Origin of the sequence: Devosia sp. FKR38, assembly GCF_005222805.1 — a bacterium.
In the GTDB taxonomy this organism is placed as follows: Bacteria; Pseudomonadota; Alphaproteobacteria; order Rhizobiales; family Devosiaceae; genus Devosia.
The window spans coordinates 253,853-273,546 of record NZ_STGC01000005.1 but is presented as its reverse complement, the minus strand read 5'-3'; the positions used below and the strand labels follow the sequence as shown (position 1 = coordinate 273,546).

The following is a 19,694-nucleotide window of genomic DNA, read 5'->3' as shown; positions in this document are numbered from 1 at the left end:
GCGGGACCGAGTGAGGGGCGCTCCGTGTGTCACGGGATGCCCCTCCCCAACTTTGCCAGGGCCTTTGGGCCCAGCGTCGCTACCTTCCCCTCAAGGGGGAGGGCAAGGCCCTAGTTGTCGTCCTCATACCAGGTGCGGCCGTCGCGTTCGATCAGGGCGATCGAGCCGCTGGGGCCCCAGGTGCCGGCGGTATAGCCCTGCGGCGGTTCGCTCGAGCGGTCCCAGGCCTGGCGGATGGGGTCGACCCACATCCAGGCTGCTTCCAGCTCGTCGCGGCGCATGAACAGCGTCTGGCTGCCACGGATCACGTCCATCAGCAGGCGCTCATAGGCTTCCGGCGTGCGCTCGGAGAAGGCCTGGGCAAAGCTGAGGTTGAGCGGCACTTCGCGCAGGCGCATGCCGCCCGGACCGGGGTCCTTGATCATCATCAGCAGCTTGACGCCTTCGTCGGGCTGCAGGCGGATCACCAGCTTGTTGGCCTTGGGCGCGCCTTCGGCATGGTCAAAGATCGAGTGCGGAATGGGCTTGAACTGGATGCAGATTTCCGAGACGCGGCTGGCCATGCGCTTGCCGGTGCGGAAGTAGAACGGCACGCCGGCCCAGCGCCAGTTCTCGACCTCGGCCTTGAGGGCCACGAAGGTCTCAGTGCGGCTGCCCTTTTTGTCCTCGGGCAGCTCGTCCTGATAGCTGGCCACCGACGTGGTTTCCGAGCTGACGCCCTTGTACTGGCCGCGCACGGTGTTCTTGGACACATCGCCATTGCTGATCGGCTTGAGGGAGCGCAGCACCTTGAGCTTTTCGTCGCGCAGGGCATTGGCGTCGTCGCTGGCCGGGGGCTCCATGGCCACCAGGCACAGCAGCTGCAGCATGTGGTTCTGGATCATGTCGCGCAGCGCACCGGATTCGTCGTAATAGCCGCGCGTGCCGGCGCCGACGCTCTCGGCCACGGTCAGCTGCACATGGTCGATATGGGCGCTGTTCCAGATTGGCTCGAACAGCGTATTGGCAAAGCGCAGGGCCAAGAGGTTCTGCACCGTCTCTTTGCCCAGGTAATGGTCGATGCGATAGACCTGATCTTCCTTGAAGATCTTGGCCACCCCATCGTTGATTTCCATCGACGACGCCAGGTCATGGCCGAGCGGCTTTTCGATCACCACGCGGGCATCGCGACGGTAGAGCTTCTTTTTGTGCAGATATTCGGCGATGGGCTCGAACAGGTCGGGCGCCACGGCCAGGTAGAAGGCGCGCACGATCTTGGGATCGTCGCGCAGCGCCTTGCCCAGATCGCCCGAGCCTTCGGGGTTGCTGGCATCGACCGGCACATAGCTGAAGATCTTGACAAAGCGCTCGATCACCGCCTCGTCCTGATACTGCTTTTCGACAAAGGCCGTGATGGCGTCGCGCGCCGTCTTCTGGAAGTCGGCCGAGGTCAGCTTGGAGCGCGAGGCGCCGATGATGCGGCTGTTCTCGTCGAACTGGCCGTCCTTGAAGCGGTGATACAGAGCCGGGATCAGCTTGCGCTTGGTCAGGTCGCCAGTGGCGCCGAACACCACATAGTCAAAGGGCTGGACGGGAATGATACGGCTGGACACGGGGCAAGTCCCTGTTTGAAGCGGGGTTCAGGCGGAGAAGTTCTGCTTGGCGAGGATCACCGCGCCATGCAGGGGTTCGAATTTGGGCAAAGCAACAAAGTCACCGTAGTGCTGCTGCAGAATGGGGAACAGGCGTTCGCCAAAGCCGCCGACAACGGCCATGACCTTGGCGCCATGCGCCTTGAACCAGCGGGCATAGGTATCGACATAGCCCAGTTCGATGGCCAGCATCTTGTCGGCGACCGGGTCGCCCTTTTCGAGATATTCGATGAACAGCGGCATCAGCTTGCCGAACTCGGCCGGGGCGCGGCCGATCAGGGCATCATCGCAGCCCTCGCTGCCATCGTCGCTGAGGATGGTCAGGTTGAGGCCCGTGGCAAAGGCCCAGGCCATCACGGCCTGGTTGTTGCCGCCCAGCTTGGCGATCACGGCCTTGGTCAGCGGCGAGGCTTCGACCAGCCCGTCTTCGGCCTCGACCGAATAACGCATCAGTTCACGGCCGAGGATCGCGCCGCTCATCTGGTCGCCGGTGGGAAAGCCCCAGCCGCCGGCCTGGTGGCGCTTGCCATCGACGATGGACATGGCGGCCGAGCCGGTGCCAACGATGATGACGCCGCCCTCTCCGCCGCCCAGCGCGCCGGCATGGGCAATATCGATGTCGTCATAGACCTTGACCCCGGCAAAGGGCCAGTCGCGCGCGGCAAAGGCGTCGCGGGCGGTATCCATGCGGCCGCCGGCCATGCCGAAGCAGGCATAGGTATTGGCGGTTTCAGCGAAATCGAGCCCGGCTTCCTTGAACACATCGCGCGTGCCGTCCGAGATCGCCTTGTAGGCGGGCTCACCGGCATCGATCTGCAGATTGGAGCGGCCGTTGCGAACTTCAGCGAGCGTTTTGAGATTTTCATCGGCCAGACGAACGCGGCAATTGGTGCCACCGCCATCAACGCCAAGGTAGTATCTGGTCACGCTCGGATTCTCCGGATCGGAAACAAGGATTCTAGGAGCTGGTTTTGCGGCGGACCATAGTGCGAAAGCCGATAAGACGAAAGTAGGATAAGCCACAAAATGTCCATGCCAAGGGGCAGGTTTGCATGGCTTGCCTGCTTGCTGCACAACAGGCACATCACAGGGACGGCGGGCCCTGTCCTGCGGCCAATCGAAGAGGGATCAGATCATGGTGCGACACGTGCTGGTGCTGGGCGGTGCCCGGTCGGGAAAGACGGCTTTTGCCGAGAATCTGGCGCTGCGCAGCGGCGAGAGGCCAGCCTATCTGGCCACCGCCGAGGCGCTCGACGCCGAGATGCGCGACCGTGTCGCCAGCCACAAGGCCGGCCGCGCCGGGCGCTTTGCCACCATCGAGGAGCCGCTCGAACTCTCGCGTGCCCTCATCAAGGCCGCCCCACACCATGATGTGATCCTGGTCGATTGCCTGACGCTGTGGATCACCAATCTGCTCATCGGCAATCATGATGTGGCCGACCATGTCGAGGTGTTGGGCGCCACGCTGGGCGAGATCAGGGATTGCCGCATCATCCTGGTCAGCAATGAGGTGGGCCTGGGCATCGTGCCCGACAATGCCATGGCCCGCACCTTCCGGGACCTGGCCGGCAGCGCGCATCAGCGCCTCGCCGAGCTGTGCGACGATGTCTATTTCGTCGTCGCGGGCCTGCCCATGACGCTCAAGGGCGAACGGCGTCTGCACCAGGCCTGATCTGGGTGACCATCACCCCGCCCCTCACGAACCGGCGCGCCACAGCAGGAGCGCCAGCAGCACGCTGACGCCGAGCAGCACATTGAGCGTTGCCCGATACAGCACCAGCGCGCGCAGGATGTCGCTGCCGGCCAGTACCGACTTGCCGTCGCCAAAGCTGGGGAGATCGATCATCTCGCCGGCATAGCTGCGCGGTCCACCCAGACGAAAGCCCAGTGCCCCGGCAAAGCTGGCTTCCGGCCAGCCGGAATTGGGCGAGGCATGCTTGCGCGCGTCGCGGCGCGCCATGGCCCAGGCGCCCGACGGGCTGGCATGGGGCGTGATGAAACAGGCCGCCGTGATCAAAACGGCACTGAGCCGCGCCGGGATCCAGTTGGCGAGGTCATCGAGCTTTGCCGCCGCCCAGCCATAGTCGATATAGCGCTCGTTGCGATGGCCAATCATGGAATCGGCGGTGTTGATGGCCTTGTAGAGCGCGATGCCCGGAAGGCCGAAGATCACCAGCCAGAACCAGGGCGCGACCACGCCGTCGCAGGTGCTCTCGGCCAGCGTCTCGATGGCGGCGCGGGAAACGCCGGCTTCGTCCAGCGCCTGCGTATCGCGCCCCACGATATGGCTCACCGCCTCGCGCCCCGCGTCCAGCGAGGTCCGCAGGGCCAGCGCCACTGCCTGCACGGCCCGGCCCAATTCTTTCTGCGCGAGGAAGGGCGTCGCCAGCAGGATTTCAAAGACAATCCCGCCCGGAAAGGCCCGCACCGCCTGCTGCACGATCACGCTCACCACCAGCACCAGCGCCAGCAGCAGGCCATGGGCGACAATGCCGGCCTGGCGCCGCTGCTGCGGTGTGCGCGTCGGTGTATTGAGACGGGTCTCGAGATAGTCGATCACCTTGCCGAACCACATCACCGGATGACCAATGGCCGCGACCAGCCGCGGCGAATAGCCCAGCAGACGTTCGAGCAGCAGGGCGAAGGGCGCAATCAGCGCAGTCATGGGTGCAGCCTCACCGGTTCGGCGAGCCCCAGCAGGGCATCGATATCAAGATGGGTCTCGAGATGGGCGGCCAGCGCGTCGAGCACCGCCTCGATGCCAGCCTCATAAGCCAGATCGGGGCTGGCGACATTGCCCAAGAGGGCGCGGCGGAAGCCATCGGCGGCGAACAGCCCGTGCAAATACGTGCCCGCTACGCGTCCATCGGCGCTGATCGCGCCCTCGGGCAGCTCTGACACATGGGCAAAGGGCCGCTGGCGATCGGGTCCCTCGGTCACGCCCATATGCATGTGATAGCCGCTGATCGCCGTGCCCGTCGCGGCGTGCGTCGCCGCTTCGACGCGCAATTGCTTGACCGGCGTCAGCACCGTCGCAACATCGAGCAGGCCCAGGCCCTTCGACACGCCGGGCGCGCCTTCGATTCCCTCGGGGTCGGCGATGGACTTGCCCAGCATCTGGTAGCCGCCGCAGATCCCCAGCACCTGGCCACCGGCGCGGTGATGAGCGGCGATATCGATGTCCCAGCCATTGGCGCGCAGCGCGGCTAGGTCACCGCGCGTCGCCTTGGAGCCGGGCAGGATGATGAGATCGGCCTGGCGCGGCAGGGCCTCGCCGGGCTGAACCAGCATCACCGTGACGCCCGGTTCGGCGCGCAGCGGATCGAGATCGTCGAAATTGGCGATGCGCGGCAGTTGCGGCACGGCAATGACATAGCCGCCGTCCCTGGGGCCGATACTGCCCTTGAGCCCCAGCACATCCTCGGCCGGCAGGCGCGCCGCATCGGCAAACCACGGCACCGGCCCCAGGCACGGCACGCCGGTGCGCTGCGCCAGAAAGGCAATACCATCGGCAAACAGGGTCGGATCACCCTGGAATTTGTTGATGAGACTCGCCCGGATCAGCGCGGCATCGGCTGGGTCGATCACAGCGAACGTTCCGGCAATAGACGCAATCACCCCGCCGCGCTCAATATCGCCCACCAGCACCACCGGCACGCCCGCGGCCTGGGCAAAGCCGAAATTGGCAATATCATTGCGGCGCAGATTGACCTCGGAGGCGCTGCCGGCGCCCTCGACCAGCACCACGTCGACCTCTTCTGCCAGCTCGCGGAACGCGGCCAAGACTTCGGGCATGAGCTGGCCACGTTCGGCCCAATAGCTGCGCGCACTCATCGAGGCGCGGCGCTGGCCGCGCACCACCACCTGCGAGCCGGTTTCCAGCTCGGGCTTGAGCAGCACGGGGTTCATCGCCGTCACCGGCGCACGCCGCGCCGCCCGCGCCTGCAGCGCCTGGGCCCGCCCGATCTCGCCGCCATCGGCCGTCACGGCGGCGTTGTTGCTCATGTTCTGCGGCTTAAAGGGCGCCACGCGCAGCCCGCGATTGGCCAGCGCCCGGCACAGCCCCGCCACCAGCAGGGATTTGCCCACGTCCGATCCGGTGCCCATGAACATCAATGCGCGCGTCATGGCCTGCTTATGCCGCATCGATCACATGGGCGTAAGACCCCATGACCCGCCCGATCACCGCGCCCATGTCCGGCAGCGCCTCGCCCCGCGCATCGGTGGCGGCAAACAGCGGTTCGAGCCGGCTCTGCCGCGCCGAGGAATAATGGAACTCATGGCCATTGAGCCGCGCCGGCCAGGGCAGATCGCCCGCCTGCAGCAGCCGGCGGTAGCCGAGTACGCGCTTGGGCCGGTCGATGCGGGTAGTCAGCGGCAACAGCCCGGTCATGGGGTGGCTCTCCCCGGCCTTGTCGACCAGCGCCTCGCCCAGCACCATGAAGCCCCCGCATTCGCCATAGATCAGCGCGCCACGCTCCCGCGCCGCCAGCAGCCCGGTCTTGAACGCATTGGCATTGGCCAGCGTTGCGCCATGCAGTTCCGGATAGCCGCCGGGCAGGAACACGGCATCGGCGCTGGCGTCCGGCGCCTCGTCGCGCAGCGGCGAGAACGGCGTCACCTGCGCGCCCATGGCCCGCCAGCCGTCGAGCAGATGCGGATAGGCAAAGGCAAAAGCGTCGTCGCGGGCGATGGCGATATGCTGGCCCAGCGGCGCCAGTGGCGCTGGGCCAGCGGCGCTGTCGCCCAGCGGCATGGCGAGGGCCAAGAGCGCCTCAAGATCGATGAAATCGCCCATGGCGCCCGCCGCCTGTTCGAGAAAAGCCTCGAAGGCCCCCACTTCGCCGGGCAGCACCAGGCCCAGATGCCGCTCGGGCACCACAAGGCCAGCATTGCGCGGAATGGCGCCCAGGCAGGCAATGCCGGTGGCCGCCAGCGCATCGACCAGCATGCGCTCATGCTTGGCCGAGGCCACGCGATTGAGAATGACGCCGGCCACGCGCACCCCGGCGCGCCAATGGGCAAAGCCGGCCACCAGCGGCGCGATGGATTGGCTCTGCCGATCGGCATCGACCACCAGCACCACCGGCAGGCCCAGCAGTTCAGCGAGATCGGCGGTCGAGCCCTGCCCGTCCGCTGCGCCGTCAAACAGGCCCATCACGCCCTCGATCAGCAGCAGGTCGGCGCCCGTTGCCTGGGTCGCCGCCAGTTGGTGCAGGCGGGCGGGCGCCATCGACCAGGGGTCAAGATTGACCGCCTCGCGCAATGCGGCACGGCCGAGAAACGCCGGGTCGATATAGTCCGGCCCGGTCTTGGCCGGCGCCACAACCACGCCACGACGGCGCAGGGCTGCGAGCAGGCCCAGGGTAATGACCGTCTTGCCCGAGCCCGAGCGTGGTGCACCGATAACCAGACCCTTAGCCAAACACATGCTCCCGGGCCTGCCCGACATACCAGTCGAGGCTCTCGCGATAGGCGCTGACCGGCCCCAGCACCACAATGGCCGGGGTTGGCACATCGGTCAGCGCTTCGGCTTCGCCCAGCGTCGTCTCGATGACGTTCTGCTGCGGGCTGGCGGCATGGGAGACGATCGCGAGGCGTTCATTCGGGTCCCGCCCTGCGGCCAGCAACCGGCCGGCAATGGCGCCCAGATGCTTGACGGCCATGAACATCACCAGCACCGGCGCGGCCTGGGCCACCGCCGGCCAGTCGACGCCCTGCGGCACGGCGCCGGATTCATCATGCCCGGTGAGGAACATCACGGCGTGGTTGGTGTCGCGATGGGTGATGGGAATGCCGGCATAGGCGAGCCCGCCCAGCCCGGAGGAAATGCCCGGCACGATGCGGAATTTTATCCCGGCGCGGTGCAGCGCACCGGCCTCTTCGCCGCCGCGGCCGAACATATAGGGGTCGCCGCCCTTGAGGCGCAGCACGCGCTTGCCAGCCTTGGCCAGGGCGATCAGTTGCAGGGAGATATCGGCCTGCTTGGGCGAGGGCTTGCCGCCGCGCTTGCCGGCAAAGATACGCTCGACATGGGGCGGCGCCATGGCCAGCAAATCGGACGAGACCAGCGCGTCATGCACGATCACATCGGCCTGGCCGATGCCGGAAAAGGCCAGCAGCGAGACAAGGCCCGGGCCCCCCGGCCCAGCCCCCACCAGCCAGACGGTGCCGGGCTCGAGCCGCGGAAAATCGGCATGGTCGAGCGCGGCGAAATGGCCCTTTTGGCGCGGCTTGCGGATCCAGCCAAACATCAGCGCATCCCCGAGAGGCTAGCGGCGCGCCGGAGACCGCGACCATTGCGCGCTTGTGAGCCCCGGCCCGAACGGGCACAGTTCGCGCGGGGAGGCCCGTTGCGACGATGAACATCCTGATCCTGGGCGGCACGGCGGAAGCCCGCGACCTCGCTGAACGTCTGGTGGCCCTCGGCCACGCCGTCACCACATCCCTGGCCGGGCGCACCCAGGCGCCGCTGCTGCCGCCGGGCGCCGTGCGCATCGGTGGCTTCGGCGGCGTGGCCGGGCTCGCCGCAGCCCTGCGGGCCGGTGCGGTCGATTGGCTGGTCGATGCCACCCATCCCTATGCCGGGCAGATTTCGCTCAATGCCGTGGCGGCGTCGCGCGAAACCGGCGTGCCGCTGCTGCGCATCCTGCGGCCCGCCTGGACGCCGGCGGACGGCGCCAATTGGACCCATGTGGAAACAACCAGCGAGGCGGCCGCCTGCCTGCCGCCGGGCGCCCGGGTGCTGCTCACCACCGGCCATGCCGGGCTCGAGCAATTCCTCGAGCGTAGGGATTGCCAGTTCGTGGTGCGGCTGATCGAAACGCCGGCCATGGCCATTCCGGCGCATGCGCGCCTGCTGCAGAGCCGCCCGCCCTATGGGCTGGCCGACGAGATCGCGCTGATGGATGGCGAGAGAATCACTCATCTGGTCACCAAGAATTCCGGTGGCGGGCAGACGGCGGCAAAGCTGGACGCGGCCATGCGGCTGGGGGTCAAGGTCATCATGATTGCGCGCCCTGTCTATGGCCCGGCGATCGAAGTCGATAGCGTCGACGCCGCCGTGACGCGGCTGAGCGAAGCGGGCTGACCGAAACCGCTCACCACAAAGTCCGGCGCGCAGATTGCCAGGGCGCAGGTGGCCAGGGCCGATTTGCGCTTGGGCAGCAGAACGGCACCCGCCTCGGCGGCCACGGCTTCCGCGACGCCAGGCACATTGCCCGACAGATCGTCATCGGTCAGCAGACGCAGCGGCACGTCAAAATGCGTGGCCAGCGCCGCCAGTTGGGACGCGCCCTGCTTGCGGACATGGGTGGCAATGGCAATCAGTTGCTCGGGTGCGATACCGGCTTCGACAAGGCACGCCGTGACCAGCGCCACCAGCTCGTCGCTGCGGACAGCCGAAGCAAAGCCGATTCCGGCCACGATCCTGTCCGTGTGGTGCGGCATTGCCGCGAAAAAAGCCGTCATCATCGCCTCTTCGACAAAGAGGCAGGTTCGCTCAAGACCGTTGCAGCTCCGGAGTTGGTCCCCGATTTGGGTCGACCGCACCGAATTCTGTTTCAGTTCCTTCGTGGGAACTCTGCGCATAACCGGTTCTAGGGGGACAGAAGCCCTTGGTCAATCAATGGGTTGGCCCGCACGCGCTGCAGATAAGAATGCTTCTGAAAATGATTTGCAAATTCAAGGACTTGTCGCACGCCGCCTCGGCGGCTATGGGCTTGGTTTACACCAAGGCAGGACCTGCGCATGACCACCACCGCAAAACGGACGCTGACTGTTGCCGCAGTCAGTCTGGTTGTGGGCCTGGTTGTGCTGGGCCTCAAGGTGCTGGCCTGGCGCATCACCGGCTCGGTGGCGCTCTATTCGGACGCGCTGGAATCGATCGTCAATGTGGTGACGGCCCTGGTGGCGCTGGTGGCGGTCTGGCTGGCGCAGAAGCCGGCCGATGCCGCCCTGCCCTATGGCTATCACAAGGCGGAGTATTTTTCGGCCGTCATCGTGGGCGTCATGATCATCGTGGCGGCCATCCTGATCGTGCGCGAGGCGGTGCTGGGCTTTATAGCGCCCGAGCTGCCCGATGCGCCCATCCAGGGCATGGCTATCAGCGTGGTGGCCACGGCCATCAATGTGGTCTGGGCGCTGGTGCTGATCCGCTATGGCCGGCGCGTGCGCTCGGTGTCGCTGGAGGCCGATGGCAAGCATCTGATGACCGATGTGGTCTCGACCGCTGGCGTGCTGGTCGGCCTGGCGCTGGTCTATCTCACCGGCTGGGCGCCGCTCGATTCGATCCTGGCGGGCCTGGTCGCGCTCAATATCCTGTGGTCGGGCTGGAGCGTCATCCGCGACAGCGTTGGCGGGCTGATGGATGTCGCCGTGCCCAAGGATATTCAGGCGACCATTCGCGAGGTGATCGCGACCAATGCCGAGGGCGCCATCGAGGCGCATGACATCCGCACCCGCCAGGCGGGCCGCATGACCTTCATCGATTTCCATCTGGTGGTGCCCGGCTCGATGACGGTGGATGCCGCCCATGCCATCTGCGACGACATCGAGGCCAAGCTGCGCGAAGCGGTGCGCGAGGTGCAGATCACCATCCATGTCGAGCCCGAGGAAAAGGCCAAACACGCCGGTATCGTGGTGGTCTGAGGCGCCTTGCCTCAGACGGTCGGCGCTGGCAGACTTGCCGGCATGCGCACAATCGTCCTCATCCTCTTTGCCCTGTTCACCGCCCCGGCCTTCGCCCAGGGCTGGCTGCATTATGACAATGCCCGCTTCGGCTTTGGCATCGATATTCCGCCCGGCTTTGCCGGACAGGGCGAGAGCGAAAACGGCGACGGCCAGGCCTTCACCACTGAAGGCAAGCCCATCGACCTGCTGGTCTGGGGCGGCAATCTGATGGAGCCGGACTTTGAAAGCGAAGTCGCCGCGGCCATCGGCTATACCGAAGAGGCCGGCTGGAACCTGACCTATCAGGCCAGCACGCCGCGCTGGGCCAGTTTCTCAGGCACCCAAAGCGGTCGCATCCTCTATCAGCGGCTGATCCTGCTCTGCGACGGCACCAGCTACGCGTCGTTCCGCGTGGAATACTCCCAGCGCGACCGGGCAGAGATGGACCCCGCCGTCGAACAGATGGTCGCCTCGCTCAAGGCCGGCGCCTGCTAAAATTCGATGCCGCTCTGCGCCTTCACGCCGGCGCGGAAGTGGTGCTTGATCTCGGTCATTTCGGTGACCAGATCGGCGATCTCGATCAGCTCGTCCTTGGCATTGCGCCCGGTGACGATGACATGGGTATCGGCGGGCTTGTTCTTGAGGAACTCAACCACCTCATCGATCGGCAGATAGTCATAGCGCAGGCAGATATTGAGCTCGTCGAGCAGCACCATCTTGTAGCTGGGGTCCATGATCAGGCTCTTGGCCTGGTCCCAGGCCCGCCGCGCCGCCGCCAGGTCGCGCTGGCGGTCGGCGACGTCCCAGGTGAAGCCCTCGCCCATGGCATTGATGGTCACCAGCTCGGGAAATTTGAGCAGCACATCGCGCTCGCCGGTGTCCCACACGCCCTTGACGAACTGCACCACGCCCACCTTGAAGCCATGGCCCAGCGCGCGGAACACCATGCCAAAGGCCGCCGTCGACTTGCCCTTGCCCTTGCCGGTGTGGACGATCAGCAGGCCCTTTTCCTGCGTCTTGGTGGCGAGAATCCGGTTCCGCGCCTCGCGCTTCTTCTTCATCTTTTCGGCATGGTAGGCGTCGCGCTCCGCCTCGCTCATCAGATCGGTCTTCTTGAGGGGCTTTTCGGGCAGATCGGTCATGGTGTCTCCTCGAGATAGGCATAGGCGGAATTGGACCTGGGGGTCCACAGCCCGCGCTCGCGCGCGTCGTTGAACTTGGCGATCAGCTCGTCATAGCCATGGGCGTTGCTGGTCTGGATGAAGCCGCGCGTCGCCTCGTCCTCGATGAAGGCCTCGAAGGCCAGGTCGAAGTGATGCGTCTTGACCGCGCCGGTGGTGGCGGCAAAGGCAAACATGAAGTCCACGGTGGCGATGATCTCGAAGGCGCCGCGATAGCCGTGGCGCTTGACGCCATCGAGCCATTTCGGATTGACCACGCGCGACCGCATGACGTGGCTGATCTCCTCCTCCAGCGTCTTGATCAGCGGCCGTTCCGGGCGCGAATGGTCATTGTGATAGGCCGCCGGCTGACGCCCGGTCAGCGTCTCGGCTGCCACCGACAGCCCGCCGGCGAATTGGTAGTAATTGTCACTGTCGAGCAGGTCATGCTCGCGATTGTCCTGGTTGTGGATCACCGCATCGATGTCCGACAGCCGGGCAGCAAAGCGGGCGCGTTCGGGCGTGCCATTGGCCCTGGCGCCATAGGCATATTGGCCCCAATCCAACGTCTGGGTGGCCAGATCGACCTTGGATGACCAGGCGCCGCTGTCGATCAGCGCATTGAGCCCGGTGCCATAGCTGCCCGGCTTGGACCCGAAAATGCGATGCCCAGCCGCCAGCCCCGCTGCGTCCTTGTCCTGCCCCTCGGCCATCAGCCCCAGCGCATCGCTGCGCATGCGGGCGGCGATGGGATTGTCGTCCACCGGCTCGTCCAGCGCGCCGATGGCGCGGATCGCCCGGTCGAACAGCGCCATCTGCGCCGGAAAGGCGTCGCGGAAAAAACCCGAGATGCGCAGCGTCACGTCGACACGCGGCCGGCCCAGTTTTGCCAGCGGGATGATCTCATAGCCCGAGACGCGCAGCGAGCCCGGGTCCCAGGTCGGCCGCGCGCCGATCAGCGCCAGCGCCTGGGCAATGTCATCGCCGCCGGTGCGCATATTGGCCGTGCCCCACACCGAGAGCGCCACCGCGCGCAGATGCTGGCCATGGTCCTGCAGATGGCGCAGCACGAGGCTCTCCGCCGATTTCTGCCCCAACTGCCAGGCGGTGGGCGTGGGCACAGCGCGATTGTCGACCGAATAGAAATTGCGCCCCGTCGGCAGCACGTCGAGCCGCCCGCGCGAGGGGGCGCCCGACGGCCCCGGCGCAATGAACTTGCCGTCCAGCCCATCAAGCAGCGCCGCCACCTCGGCCGGGCCCGAAGCGGCCAGACGCGGGCGGATGATCGTCTCCACCGTTTCCATCACAGCGCGTGTGGCCGTCCAGTCCGGCGGAACCGGCGCGCCATCGACCAGCTCGGCTGCCCTGGCCTCGAGATATTCCACCACATCGCCCAGCGTGCGGGTCACCGCCGCGCCCAGCGCGGGCCCCGTCCAGGGCTCACCGAGCTTGGCCGTCAGCGGGTCGAAACCCAGCTTGAGATCATCAGCCAGCGCGCGGATCAGCGAGGCCTCGCCAGCCCCCTCGCCGCGCGGCACGCGGGCCAGCGCCACGATGAGATCGCGCTGCAGATCGCCCTGCGGCGATTGCCCGAAGATATGCAGCCCGTCGCGGATCTGGGCTTCCTTGAGGTCGCAGAGGAAATTGTCGATCTTGATCAGCGCCTGCGTCTCGTCCTCGGGCAGGCCGATGTCGCGGTCGAGCCGGCTGTCCCGGGTGAAATCGAGGATGCGGCGCTTGAGGTCGGCCAGCCGGCGCCGGTCCATGCCTGAGGCGGCGTAGTATTCGTCGAGCAGCGCTTCGAGGTCTTTCAGCGGCCCATAGGTCTCCGCCCGCGTCAGCGGCGGCACCAGATGATCAATGATCACGGCGCCGCTGCGCCGCTTGGCCTGCGTGCCCTCGCCGGGGTCGTTGACGATGAAGGGATAAAGATGCGGCAGCTGGCCCCAGAGCGCATCCGAATAGCTGGCGACGTCGAGCGCCGTCGCCTTGCCCGGCAGCCATTCCAGCGTGCCATGCTTGCCATTGTGGATCAGCGCATGCGCGCCGAAGTCGTGGCGCAGCCACAGATACGCAGCGAGATAGGCGTGCGGCGGCACCAGCGCCGGATCGTGATAGCTGGCCGTTTCGTCGAGCTGATAGCCGCGCGCCGGCTGCAGCAGCACGGTGACATTGCCAAAGCGCAGCGCCGGCAGATGGAAGCCATCGCCGCGCATAAAGGGGTCGCTGGCGGGGTCACCCCAACGCGCCGTCACCTCGGCTTGGATCTTGTCCGGCAGCGCCGCGAACAGGTCCCGATAGCGCGCCAACGGCAGCAGCGCCGGTGAGACGCCCCGTCCCGGCACGGCATTGGTCGGCCCCGCCTGCAGCCGATCAATCAGTTCCGCCGCCGTCAAACCCAAAGGCTCTTCCTCCCCTCCCCCTTGAGGGGAGGGGTCGGGGGTGGGGGTCGTGCTGTTATCCACTGAAGGACCCCCTCCCTCTATCCCTCCCCACAAGGGGGAAGGAGGCGAGAAAGCCGACGGCGCATCGAGGGCGGCAGCAATGGTATCCCAGATACCATCCTGGTTTGTGGCCACGTCACCATTGGTGAAGCGGAGCACCTGATAGCCGACGCTGTTGAGGAAGGCGGTCCGCTTTGCGTCGTGGCGTTCGGCCTGTTCAGTGCCATGCGTATCGCCGTCCAGCTCTATGACAAGACGCGGCTGATGGCTGGCGAAGTCGGCAATATAGGGCCCGATGGGAACCTGACGCCGAAACTTGACTTGCCTATCTCGGAAACTTCTGAGGAGAGGCCACAACACCCGTTCAGGAACGGTCTGGTCGGCGCGTAGCCTGCGCGCCCGACTTATGCTCTTGGCCTGAACCGTACGAGCGTTCCCAAAAGCCAGTGGCCTTTCCTCCCCTCCCCCTTGAGGGGAGGGGTTGGGGGTGGGGGTCGTGCTGTTGTCCACTGATGGACCCCCTCCCTCTGTCCCTCCCCTCAAGGGGGAGGGATGCGAAAGAACCGGCGGGGCGTCGAAGGTGGAGGCATTGCTCTCCCCTCCCCCTTGAGGGGAGGGGCCGGGGGTGGGGGTCGAGTGGTCAGTCCCCGCACCAAAATCCGCCCCGAGATCATACCCCGCCTGCCCCAGCGCCTGCAGCATGCGCACCGTGGATTCCGGCGCATCATAGCCCACGCCATTGGCGAGGCGCCCGTCGCGAATGGGGTAATTGGCCAGCACCAGCGCAATGCGCCGCTCGGCGCGCGGGGTGGCGCGCAGGCGGGCCCAGTTGGCGGCCAGTGCCGCCGCCCGCGCAATGCCCGAAGCATCGGGCGCATAGGCCGTCAGCGGCACCTGGCAGCGCTCGTGCCAAACGGCGTCGGCGCGGTGGCCAACGATGAGGCCACCGAGGCGGCCGTCCACTTCCGGCATCACCAGGAACATCGCCATGTCCTTGGACGACAGGCCCTGGCTGTCGGCCTGCCACTGCGCCGCGGACCGGCCGGACTGGATCAGCTGGATCACCGGCGCGTCCGTGCCCGCAAAGGGATTGGCCTTGGCGTCGAGCCCGTCGATCCCCAGCGCAAAGCCGGTGAGATTGAGGATGGCTGCCGGCGCCACTGCCGCCAGCACCTGCTGCACGAAGCGCACACAGGCCCCCTCCTTGAGCGAGGAGACGAGGACAGGAACCGGCGCCAGGCCCTGATCCAGCAGACCCGAGATCAGCGCTTCAATTGTCGCGGTCCCCGCGCCTTCCAGTGCCGCGCGGTAGAAGAGAATGGGCACATGCGCGGGCGTCTGCCCATGGGGGAGGCAGAGCGCAGCCCTGATGCTCTCGGCATCGGTCACGCCCAGGCCGGGATACCAGAGCCCGAAGCGTGCGAAGGCCTGCGGCTGCAGGTCCTCTAGCCCCTGCCCATCGGCCAGGCGCGCGAAGGCTTTGAGAATGGTGTCGGCATTGTCCGGCCCGCCGGCGATGAACAGCGCATGCAACCGGCTCCAGTCGGCCGGGCTGACGCTGGAGCGCGCCATCAGGATCGGGTCGGGATTGGCGTCGCCGGGCAGCAGCACCAGCGGAATGCGGCGATTGGCGCAGAGCGCCGTCAGCTCATCGACGCCATATTGGAAATAGGCCGCGCCGCCAATCAGCCGCAGCACCACCAGCTTGGCCTGCGCAACAGTCTTTTCCAGCCAGAGATCGACCGAGAGATTGTTGGACAGGCGCAGCGTATTGGCGAGGCGCAGCTCGGTCTCGCCCGCCCGGTCGGCGGCGCCGGCCAGCATGGACAGTTCGCTATCGGCAGAGCTGGCAAACACCAGCGCCCCGGGGCGCTGGTTGAGATCGATCGCCTCGCCCTCCTGCTGGATGGCGCCGGCCTGGGCGGACAGCAGGTGCATGGCGTTTCCTTTGACCGCCGCTAGGCGGCCTTGGCCTCGGCCTGTTGCAGGCTGGCGGTGATCGCCACGCGGTCGAGCGGGCTTTCCCCGATCACCACCAGCGCGGTTTCACGGACCTCGCCGGCCTGCCATGGCCGGTCGAAATAGGCGGTGACCCGCGGACCCACGGCCTGGATGGCGAGGCGCGCTGCGGCGCCCGGCACCGCGGCAAAACCCTTGAGCCGCAGCACATCGTGCTCGCGGATGGTCCGCTCGATGGTGGCCAGCAGCTCATCCTTGCCTGTGATGGTCGGCAGGCGCAGCGAGAAGCTGTCGAAGTCGTCGTGCTCGTGGGTTTCCCCGCCATGCTCCAGCTCATGGTGGCTGGGGCGGTTGGCGATATCGTCCTCGCTGCCCATGCCCAGGCCGAGCAGCGCGGCGATGTCGACATGGCCATTGGCGGCGCGAACAATGCCGACGCCGGGGCGGAGTTCGGCACGGATGTTCTTCTCGACAATGTCGAGCATGGCGGCATCGACCAGATCGGTCTTGTTGATGATCACCATGTCGGCGGCCGACAGCTGATCCTCGAACAGTTCGCCGAGCGGCGTCTCGTGGTCGAGCATTTCGTCCTTGCGGCGCTGCGCATCGACGGCGGCTTCGTCGCTGGCGAAGCGGCCTTCGGCCAAGGCGGCGGCATCGGCAACCGTCACAACGCCATCAATGGTCACCTGTGCCTTGATCTCGGGCCAGTTGAAGGCGCGGATCAGCGGCTGCGGCAGCGCCAGACCCGACGTCTCGATGACGATGTGGTCAAACTTGTCCGGCCGGGCCAGCAGCGCCTGCATGGTGGGGATGAATTCATCGGCCACCGTGCAGCAGATGCAGCCGTTGGACAGCTCGACCATATCCTCTTCGCGGCAGGTCTCGTCGCCGCAACCGGCCAGAATGTCCTTGTCGACGCCCAGGTCGCCGAACTCGTTGATGATCAGGGCGATGCGCTTGCCCTTGGGGGCATGGGCCAGCATGTGGCGCACCAGCGTGGTCTTGCCGGCACCCAGAAAGCCAGTGATGACGGTCGTGGGGATCTTGGTGGTCATGCGGTGGCTCCGGCGGGCTGGGCGAGACTGCGGTGGGCAAGGACGTCATTGACCTTGCCGAAGATGGTTCCGAGCAGCAGCCAGAACACCATGGAGCTGCCCAGGGTGACGGCGGCGAATTCGGTGGCCAGATGGGCCGGCACGGCGCTGGCCTCCTCGGGCGCCGGCGGCGCGCCCACGATATGGGGCACCAGCACCAGCGCGGCGGCGACAGCGAAGGCCCAGCCGGCGCGGGTCTTGGCCAGCAGCAGGCAGGCGCCGGCGGTCGAGAGCGCGGTCGCCCCCCACCAGAGCTGGCGCGCGGCGAGATCGCCTGCCGGCATGCCGGGCAGTTCGGGCGGCAGGCCAAAGGCCGGCGCCAGGGCGAAGGCGAGATAGCCTGCCAGGCCCCAGACAAAGCCATTGGCAAAGGTGATCGGGATATTGGCAAACATTGAGACGGCGCCGATCACCAGCGCAAAGCCGGCGGCGGCCAGCACGGTCGCCAGCGTGGTGTAGGCCGTGCGCTCCAAGCCGTCGGCGGGGGCCCATTGCGCGGCGTCGCCATGGTCATGGGCAGCCGGGGTTGCCTCGGCATGGGCATGGTCAGCCGTTGCGGCGTCGTCGTGGCTGTGCCCGGCCTCGCCCTCGAAGGTCTCGGCATGCAGGATCAGCGGGACGACGCGGAACTGCTGGATGGTGGCGGCCACCAGGCCAGCACAAAAGGCTGCGACCAGCGCAGCAAAGAACAGATTGCGGATCATTTTTTGTCTCTCGTCACCCGCCTTAGTGGCAGGGGAAGCCCATGGCGTGGCGCGTGTCGTGGGCGCCATTGTGCAGGCGGAAATCGCCGGCAAAGCCGGTGCCCACCAGAAGCGTCAGGCCCAGCATCAGGGCCAGCGATCCAGCGATCAGACGCTGCGAGAGAGAAAGGGAAAGACCGGAATTGGTAACGGTCGTCGTTGCGGTATTCATGCTGCACCCTCCGTGCGCGGAATAGACAATGGGCTCTGCGCCCGGCTCATGCAACGGCAGGTCTCCTGGCTCGCGGTGATGACCACCTCGCCCGCCTTCCCGGCTTTCGCCAGTGGCTCATGGGCAATGTGCACCGCTTACAGTTGCGGGGGCAGCCACGGTCTTGGCCCCTGATGGGTAATCCGCACCGTGTTCCCTTTTGATCCCCTAGCCGCTGTGGGCGCGGGGAACCGTTACAGCTTTGACATCTACGCGCTGGGCGGGTTGGGGTCAATCCATCGGCCGGTGTTGCCCGGCTCAGTCGTCGCCTTCAGGGCCGGGATAGCTGACGCTGACCATGGTGACGCGGGTGTCGAGCTTGGCCAGCAGAGGGTCAGTGGAGGGGATGATCACCTCGCCCGAGACTGGGGCCAGATCAATGTCGCCAAAATCCTTGTCGGCCGGGCTGAAGCGCAGCGAGAGGTAGCAATCGCTGTCGCTGGAGGCCAGAACGCCCGTCTCGAACATGGCATAGCCGCCATAGTCCCACCAGAAGCCGCCGATGGTATAGGGCTTGGTGTTGATGGCGGCGATCTCGTCCACCGTCATGCCGATCTCAACGCCATGCGGGCCGGCCATGCCGGGCGGCAGGTCGACATAGCTCAGGCCCTCGCGCTTGCCCTCGTCCCACCAGCCGAACTGCAGGGTCTTGGCGGGATCGTTGGGAAACACCGTCGTGGCCAGCATGGTGGTGCCTTCGGGTCCGGGCACATCGCCCGTCACCACATTGTTGGCGCCAAAAGTGGTCTTGAGCAGCGCTTCGGAGCTGTCGGGGCCAAAGGGGCCGCTGCAGGCAAAGCCGCCAGTTTCCGCGGCCAGGGCCGGACCGGCCAACAGGGCGGCGCTGAGGGCAATCAGGGATGCACGGGCGAGCATGTTTTGTGTCCTTGAGGGCGGCGGATGGCGCGAAATCTGGCACCAATCGCCCCACCCGGCAAGCGGGCTCGCGCGGCCCCGCAGAGCCTTCCCCGGCACATTGGCGTGAGCCTCGCACTGCTATTGCAGGCGGCAAGGGCGCGCGACTCGGCTAGGGGTAGCGACAGACCAATCAGAGGAGCCCGCCCATGAAACCGATCAAATTCAGCCGCGAGGAAACGAAGGCCATCGTCGGGGAAATCCAGGACTATTTCCGTGACGAGCTCGACCAGCAGATCGGCTCGATTCCGGCCGAAATGCTCATGCTGTTCTTCGCCGACAAGATGGGCGCCTATTACTACAACCGCGGCGTCTATGACGCGCAGGGCGTGATCCGCGAGCGCATCGAGAACCTGACCGACGAATTGTTCGCGCTCGAGCAGCCGACCAAGCATCTGCGCTGACGCGGTTTTGTGAAGCAGACATGCCCGATTGGGGCTTCCAGCGCTGCAATGGCCTGGCTAGAAGGCGCGACCGGCGCCGTGCCGGTTTGTGCAGGAGGGGGCCTTGGGTCTCAATTTCGCCAGTCTGGCCCCCATCGGGCTGCTACTCGCATCCAATATCTTCATGACCTTTGCCTGGTATGGGCACCTCAAATGGCCGACCTCGGCGCTGTGGACTGCCGTGCTGATCAGCTGGGGCATTGCCTTTTTCGAGTATTGGCTGGCGGTGCCCGCCAACCGCATCGGGGAAGCGGTCTACTCGCCGTCCGAACTCAAGACCATTCAGGAGGTCATATCCCTGTCGGTCTTTGCGGTGTTCACGGTGTTCTATTTCGACGAGAAGCTGACGCTGAACCATGGCGTCGGCTTCGGGCTGATCGCGCTGGGCGCCTTTTTCATCTTCAAGGGCCCGATCAAATAG

19 protein-coding genes and 1 riboswitch are annotated in these 19,694 nt (G+C 66.3%); of the genes, 6 read left to right on the top strand and 13 right to left on the bottom strand.

Annotation, left to right across the window (positions count from 1 at the left end):
• Window positions 1–110: 110 nt before the first annotated feature.
• Together zwf and E8M79_RS06405 are read right to left on the bottom strand one after the other, a co-directional pair.
• Window positions 111–1,592, bottom strand: a complete 1,482-nt coding sequence (gene zwf / locus E8M79_RS06410) for a glucose-6-phosphate dehydrogenase (protein WP_137151114.1) — start codon at window positions 1,590–1,592, stop codon at window positions 111–113.
• A gap of 27 nt (window positions 1,593–1,619) precedes the next feature.
• Window positions 1,620–2,558, bottom strand: coding sequence for a BadF/BadG/BcrA/BcrD ATPase family protein (locus E8M79_RS06405; protein ID WP_171015758.1), 939 nt, complete (start codon window positions 2,556–2,558; stop codon window positions 1,620–1,622).
• 208 nt (window positions 2,559–2,766) lie between these two features.
• Here E8M79_RS06405 and cobU point away from each other — a divergent pair, with 208 nt between their 5' ends.
• Window positions 2,767–3,303, top strand: a complete 537-nt coding sequence (gene cobU / locus E8M79_RS06400) for a bifunctional adenosylcobinamide kinase/adenosylcobinamide-phosphate guanylyltransferase (protein WP_137151112.1) — start codon at window positions 2,767–2,769, stop codon at window positions 3,301–3,303.
• Between the two features lie 24 nt (window positions 3,304–3,327).
• Here cobU and cbiB read toward each other — a convergent pair whose 3' ends face one another.
• Genes cbiB through cobA form a run of 4 tightly spaced genes read right to left on the bottom strand, consistent with a single transcriptional unit; the run spans window position 3,328 to window position 7,885 of the window.
• Window positions 3,328–4,296: an adenosylcobinamide-phosphate synthase CbiB gene (gene cbiB, locus E8M79_RS06395; RefSeq protein WP_171015757.1), complete on the bottom strand. Its 969-nt coding sequence runs from the start codon at window positions 4,294–4,296 to the stop codon at window positions 3,328–3,330.
• Window positions 4,293–5,759, bottom strand: coding sequence for a cobyric acid synthase (locus E8M79_RS06390; protein ID WP_137151111.1), 1,467 nt, complete (start codon window positions 5,757–5,759; stop codon window positions 4,293–4,295). The genes cbiB and E8M79_RS06390 overlap by 4 nt, the downstream gene beginning before the upstream one ends.
• 7 nt (window positions 5,760–5,766) lie before the next feature.
• Window positions 5,767–7,056 (bottom strand): cobyrinate a,c-diamide synthase, encoded by a 1,290-nt coding sequence (locus E8M79_RS06385; RefSeq protein ID WP_248304921.1) that lies wholly within the window; start codon window positions 7,054–7,056, stop codon window positions 5,767–5,769.
• Window positions 7,049–7,885, bottom strand: coding sequence for a uroporphyrinogen-III C-methyltransferase (gene cobA / locus E8M79_RS06380; protein WP_137151109.1), 837 nt, complete (start codon window positions 7,883–7,885; stop codon window positions 7,049–7,051). The genes E8M79_RS06385 and cobA overlap by 8 nt, the downstream gene beginning before the upstream one ends.
• A gap of 107 nt (window positions 7,886–7,992) precedes the next feature.
• On the opposite strand from cobA, the gene E8M79_RS06375 reads away from it, so the two are divergent.
• On the top strand, window positions 7,993–8,721 hold the full coding sequence (locus E8M79_RS06375; RefSeq protein ID WP_137151108.1) for a cobalt-precorrin-6A reductase: 729 nt from the start codon (window positions 7,993–7,995) through the stop codon (window positions 8,719–8,721).
• Here the strand turns inward: E8M79_RS06375 and E8M79_RS06370 are convergent.
• Window positions 8,655–9,101, bottom strand: coding sequence for a cobalamin biosynthesis protein (locus tag E8M79_RS06370; RefSeq protein ID WP_171015756.1), 447 nt, complete (start codon window positions 9,099–9,101; stop codon window positions 8,655–8,657). The two genes, E8M79_RS06375 and E8M79_RS06370, sit on opposite strands and share 67 nt — an antisense overlap.
• Before the next feature lie 279 nt (window positions 9,102–9,380).
• Between E8M79_RS06370 and E8M79_RS06365 the strand changes: the two genes are divergently transcribed.
• The gene (locus E8M79_RS06365; protein ID WP_137151106.1) at window positions 9,381–10,280 is read left to right on the top strand and encodes a cation diffusion facilitator family transporter; all 900 of its coding nucleotides are present in this window, start codon (window positions 9,381–9,383) and stop codon (window positions 10,278–10,280) included.
• A 42-nt stretch (window positions 10,281–10,322) separates the two neighbouring features.
• Window positions 10,323–10,796, top strand: coding sequence for a hypothetical protein (locus E8M79_RS06360; protein WP_137151105.1), 474 nt, complete (start codon window positions 10,323–10,325; stop codon window positions 10,794–10,796).
• Here E8M79_RS06360 and cobO read toward each other — a convergent pair.
• The 6 genes from cobO to E8M79_RS06330 all read right to left on the bottom strand — a co-directional run bounded on the left by cobO (window position 10,793) and on the right by E8M79_RS06330 (window position 18,791).
• Entirely contained in the window at window positions 10,793–11,401 is a 609-nt protein-coding gene (cobO, locus tag E8M79_RS06355; protein ID WP_137153282.1) for a cob(I)yrinic acid a,c-diamide adenosyltransferase, read from the bottom strand. The two genes, E8M79_RS06360 and cobO, sit on opposite strands and share 4 nt — an antisense overlap.
• Window positions 11,402–11,439: 38 nt before the next feature.
• Window positions 11,440–15,843, bottom strand: coding sequence for a cobaltochelatase subunit CobN (cobN, locus tag E8M79_RS06350; RefSeq protein ID WP_137151104.1), 4,404 nt, complete (start codon window positions 15,841–15,843; stop codon window positions 11,440–11,442).
• Between the two features lie 20 nt (window positions 15,844–15,863).
• On the bottom strand, window positions 15,864–16,922 hold the full coding sequence (gene cobW, locus E8M79_RS06345) for a cobalamin biosynthesis protein CobW (RefSeq protein WP_137151103.1): 1,059 nt from the start codon (window positions 16,920–16,922) through the stop codon (window positions 15,864–15,866).
• Window positions 16,919–17,665 (bottom strand): CbtA family protein, encoded by a 747-nt coding sequence (locus E8M79_RS06340; protein ID WP_171015755.1) that lies wholly within the window; start codon window positions 17,663–17,665, stop codon window positions 16,919–16,921. Before E8M79_RS06340 ends, cobW begins: the two co-directional genes overlap by 4 nt.
• A 22-nt stretch (window positions 17,666–17,687) precedes the next feature.
• Window positions 17,688–17,876, bottom strand: coding sequence for a CbtB domain-containing protein (locus E8M79_RS06335; RefSeq protein WP_137151101.1), 189 nt, complete (start codon window positions 17,874–17,876; stop codon window positions 17,688–17,690).
• 37 nt (window positions 17,877–17,913) lie between these two features.
• Window positions 17,914–18,126: riboswitch (cobalamin riboswitch) on the bottom strand.
• 47 nt (window positions 18,127–18,173) lie between these two features.
• Window positions 18,174–18,791 carry a hypothetical protein gene (locus tag E8M79_RS06330; protein WP_137151100.1) on the bottom strand — a complete coding sequence of 206 codons (618 nt, stop codon included), beginning with the start codon at window positions 18,789–18,791 and terminating at the stop codon, window positions 18,174–18,176.
• A gap of 188 nt (window positions 18,792–18,979) precedes the next feature.
• On the opposite strand from E8M79_RS06330, the gene E8M79_RS06325 reads away from it, so the two are divergent.
• Together E8M79_RS06325 and E8M79_RS06320 are read left to right on the top strand one after the other, a co-directional pair.
• Window positions 18,980–19,234: a DUF2164 domain-containing protein gene (locus E8M79_RS06325; RefSeq protein WP_137151099.1), complete on the top strand. Its 255-nt coding sequence runs from the start codon at window positions 18,980–18,982 to the stop codon at window positions 19,232–19,234.
• 103 nt (window positions 19,235–19,337) lie between these two features.
• Window positions 19,338–19,694: a DMT family protein gene (locus E8M79_RS06320; protein WP_282568100.1), complete on the top strand. Its 357-nt coding sequence runs from the start codon at window positions 19,338–19,340 to the stop codon at window positions 19,692–19,694.

What these genes read in the sequence shown, in the direction of transcription:
- cobU (WP_137151112.1), top strand. Translation starts at nt 2,767, where the DNA reads ATGGTGCGACACGTGCTGGTGCTGGGCGGTGCCCGGTCGGGAAAGACG.
- cbiB (WP_171015757.1), bottom strand. Translation starts at nt 4,296, where the DNA reads ATGACTGCGCTGATTGCGCCCTTCGCCCTGCTGCTCGAACGTCTGCTG.
- E8M79_RS06390 (WP_137151111.1), bottom strand. Translation starts at nt 5,759, where the DNA reads ATGACGCGCGCATTGATGTTCATGGGCACCGGATCGGACGTGGGCAAA.
- cobA (WP_137151109.1), bottom strand. Translation starts at nt 7,885, where the DNA reads ATGTTTGGCTGGATCCGCAAGCCGCGCCAAAAGGGCCATTTCGCCGCG.
- E8M79_RS06375 (WP_137151108.1), top strand. Translation starts at nt 7,993, where the DNA reads ATGAACATCCTGATCCTGGGCGGCACGGCGGAAGCCCGCGACCTCGCT.
- E8M79_RS06370 (WP_171015756.1), bottom strand. Translation starts at nt 9,101, where the DNA reads ATGACGGCTTTTTTCGCGGCAATGCCGCACCACACGGACAGGATCGTG.
- E8M79_RS06365 (WP_137151106.1), top strand. Translation starts at nt 9,381, where the DNA reads ATGACCACCACCGCAAAACGGACGCTGACTGTTGCCGCAGTCAGTCTG.
- E8M79_RS06360 (WP_137151105.1), top strand. Translation starts at nt 10,323, where the DNA reads ATGCGCACAATCGTCCTCATCCTCTTTGCCCTGTTCACCGCCCCGGCC.
- cobO (WP_137153282.1), bottom strand. Translation starts at nt 11,401, where the DNA reads ATGAGCGAGGCGGAGCGCGACGCCTACCATGCCGAAAAGATGAAGAAG.
- cobN (WP_137151104.1), bottom strand. Translation starts at nt 15,843, where the DNA reads ATGCACCTGCTGTCCGCCCAGGCCGGCGCCATCCAGCAGGAGGGCGAG.
- cobW (WP_137151103.1), bottom strand. Translation starts at nt 16,922, where the DNA reads ATGACCACCAAGATCCCCACGACCGTCATCACTGGCTTTCTGGGTGCC.
- E8M79_RS06340 (WP_171015755.1), bottom strand. Translation starts at nt 17,665, where the DNA reads ATGATCCGCAATCTGTTCTTTGCTGCGCTGGTCGCAGCCTTTTGTGCT.
- E8M79_RS06335 (WP_137151101.1), bottom strand. Translation starts at nt 17,876, where the DNA reads ATGAATACCGCAACGACGACCGTTACCAATTCCGGTCTTTCCCTTTCT.
- E8M79_RS06330 (WP_137151100.1), bottom strand. Translation starts at nt 18,791, where the DNA reads ATGCTCGCCCGTGCATCCCTGATTGCCCTCAGCGCCGCCCTGTTGGCC.
- E8M79_RS06325 (WP_137151099.1), top strand. Translation starts at nt 18,980, where the DNA reads ATGAAACCGATCAAATTCAGCCGCGAGGAAACGAAGGCCATCGTCGGG.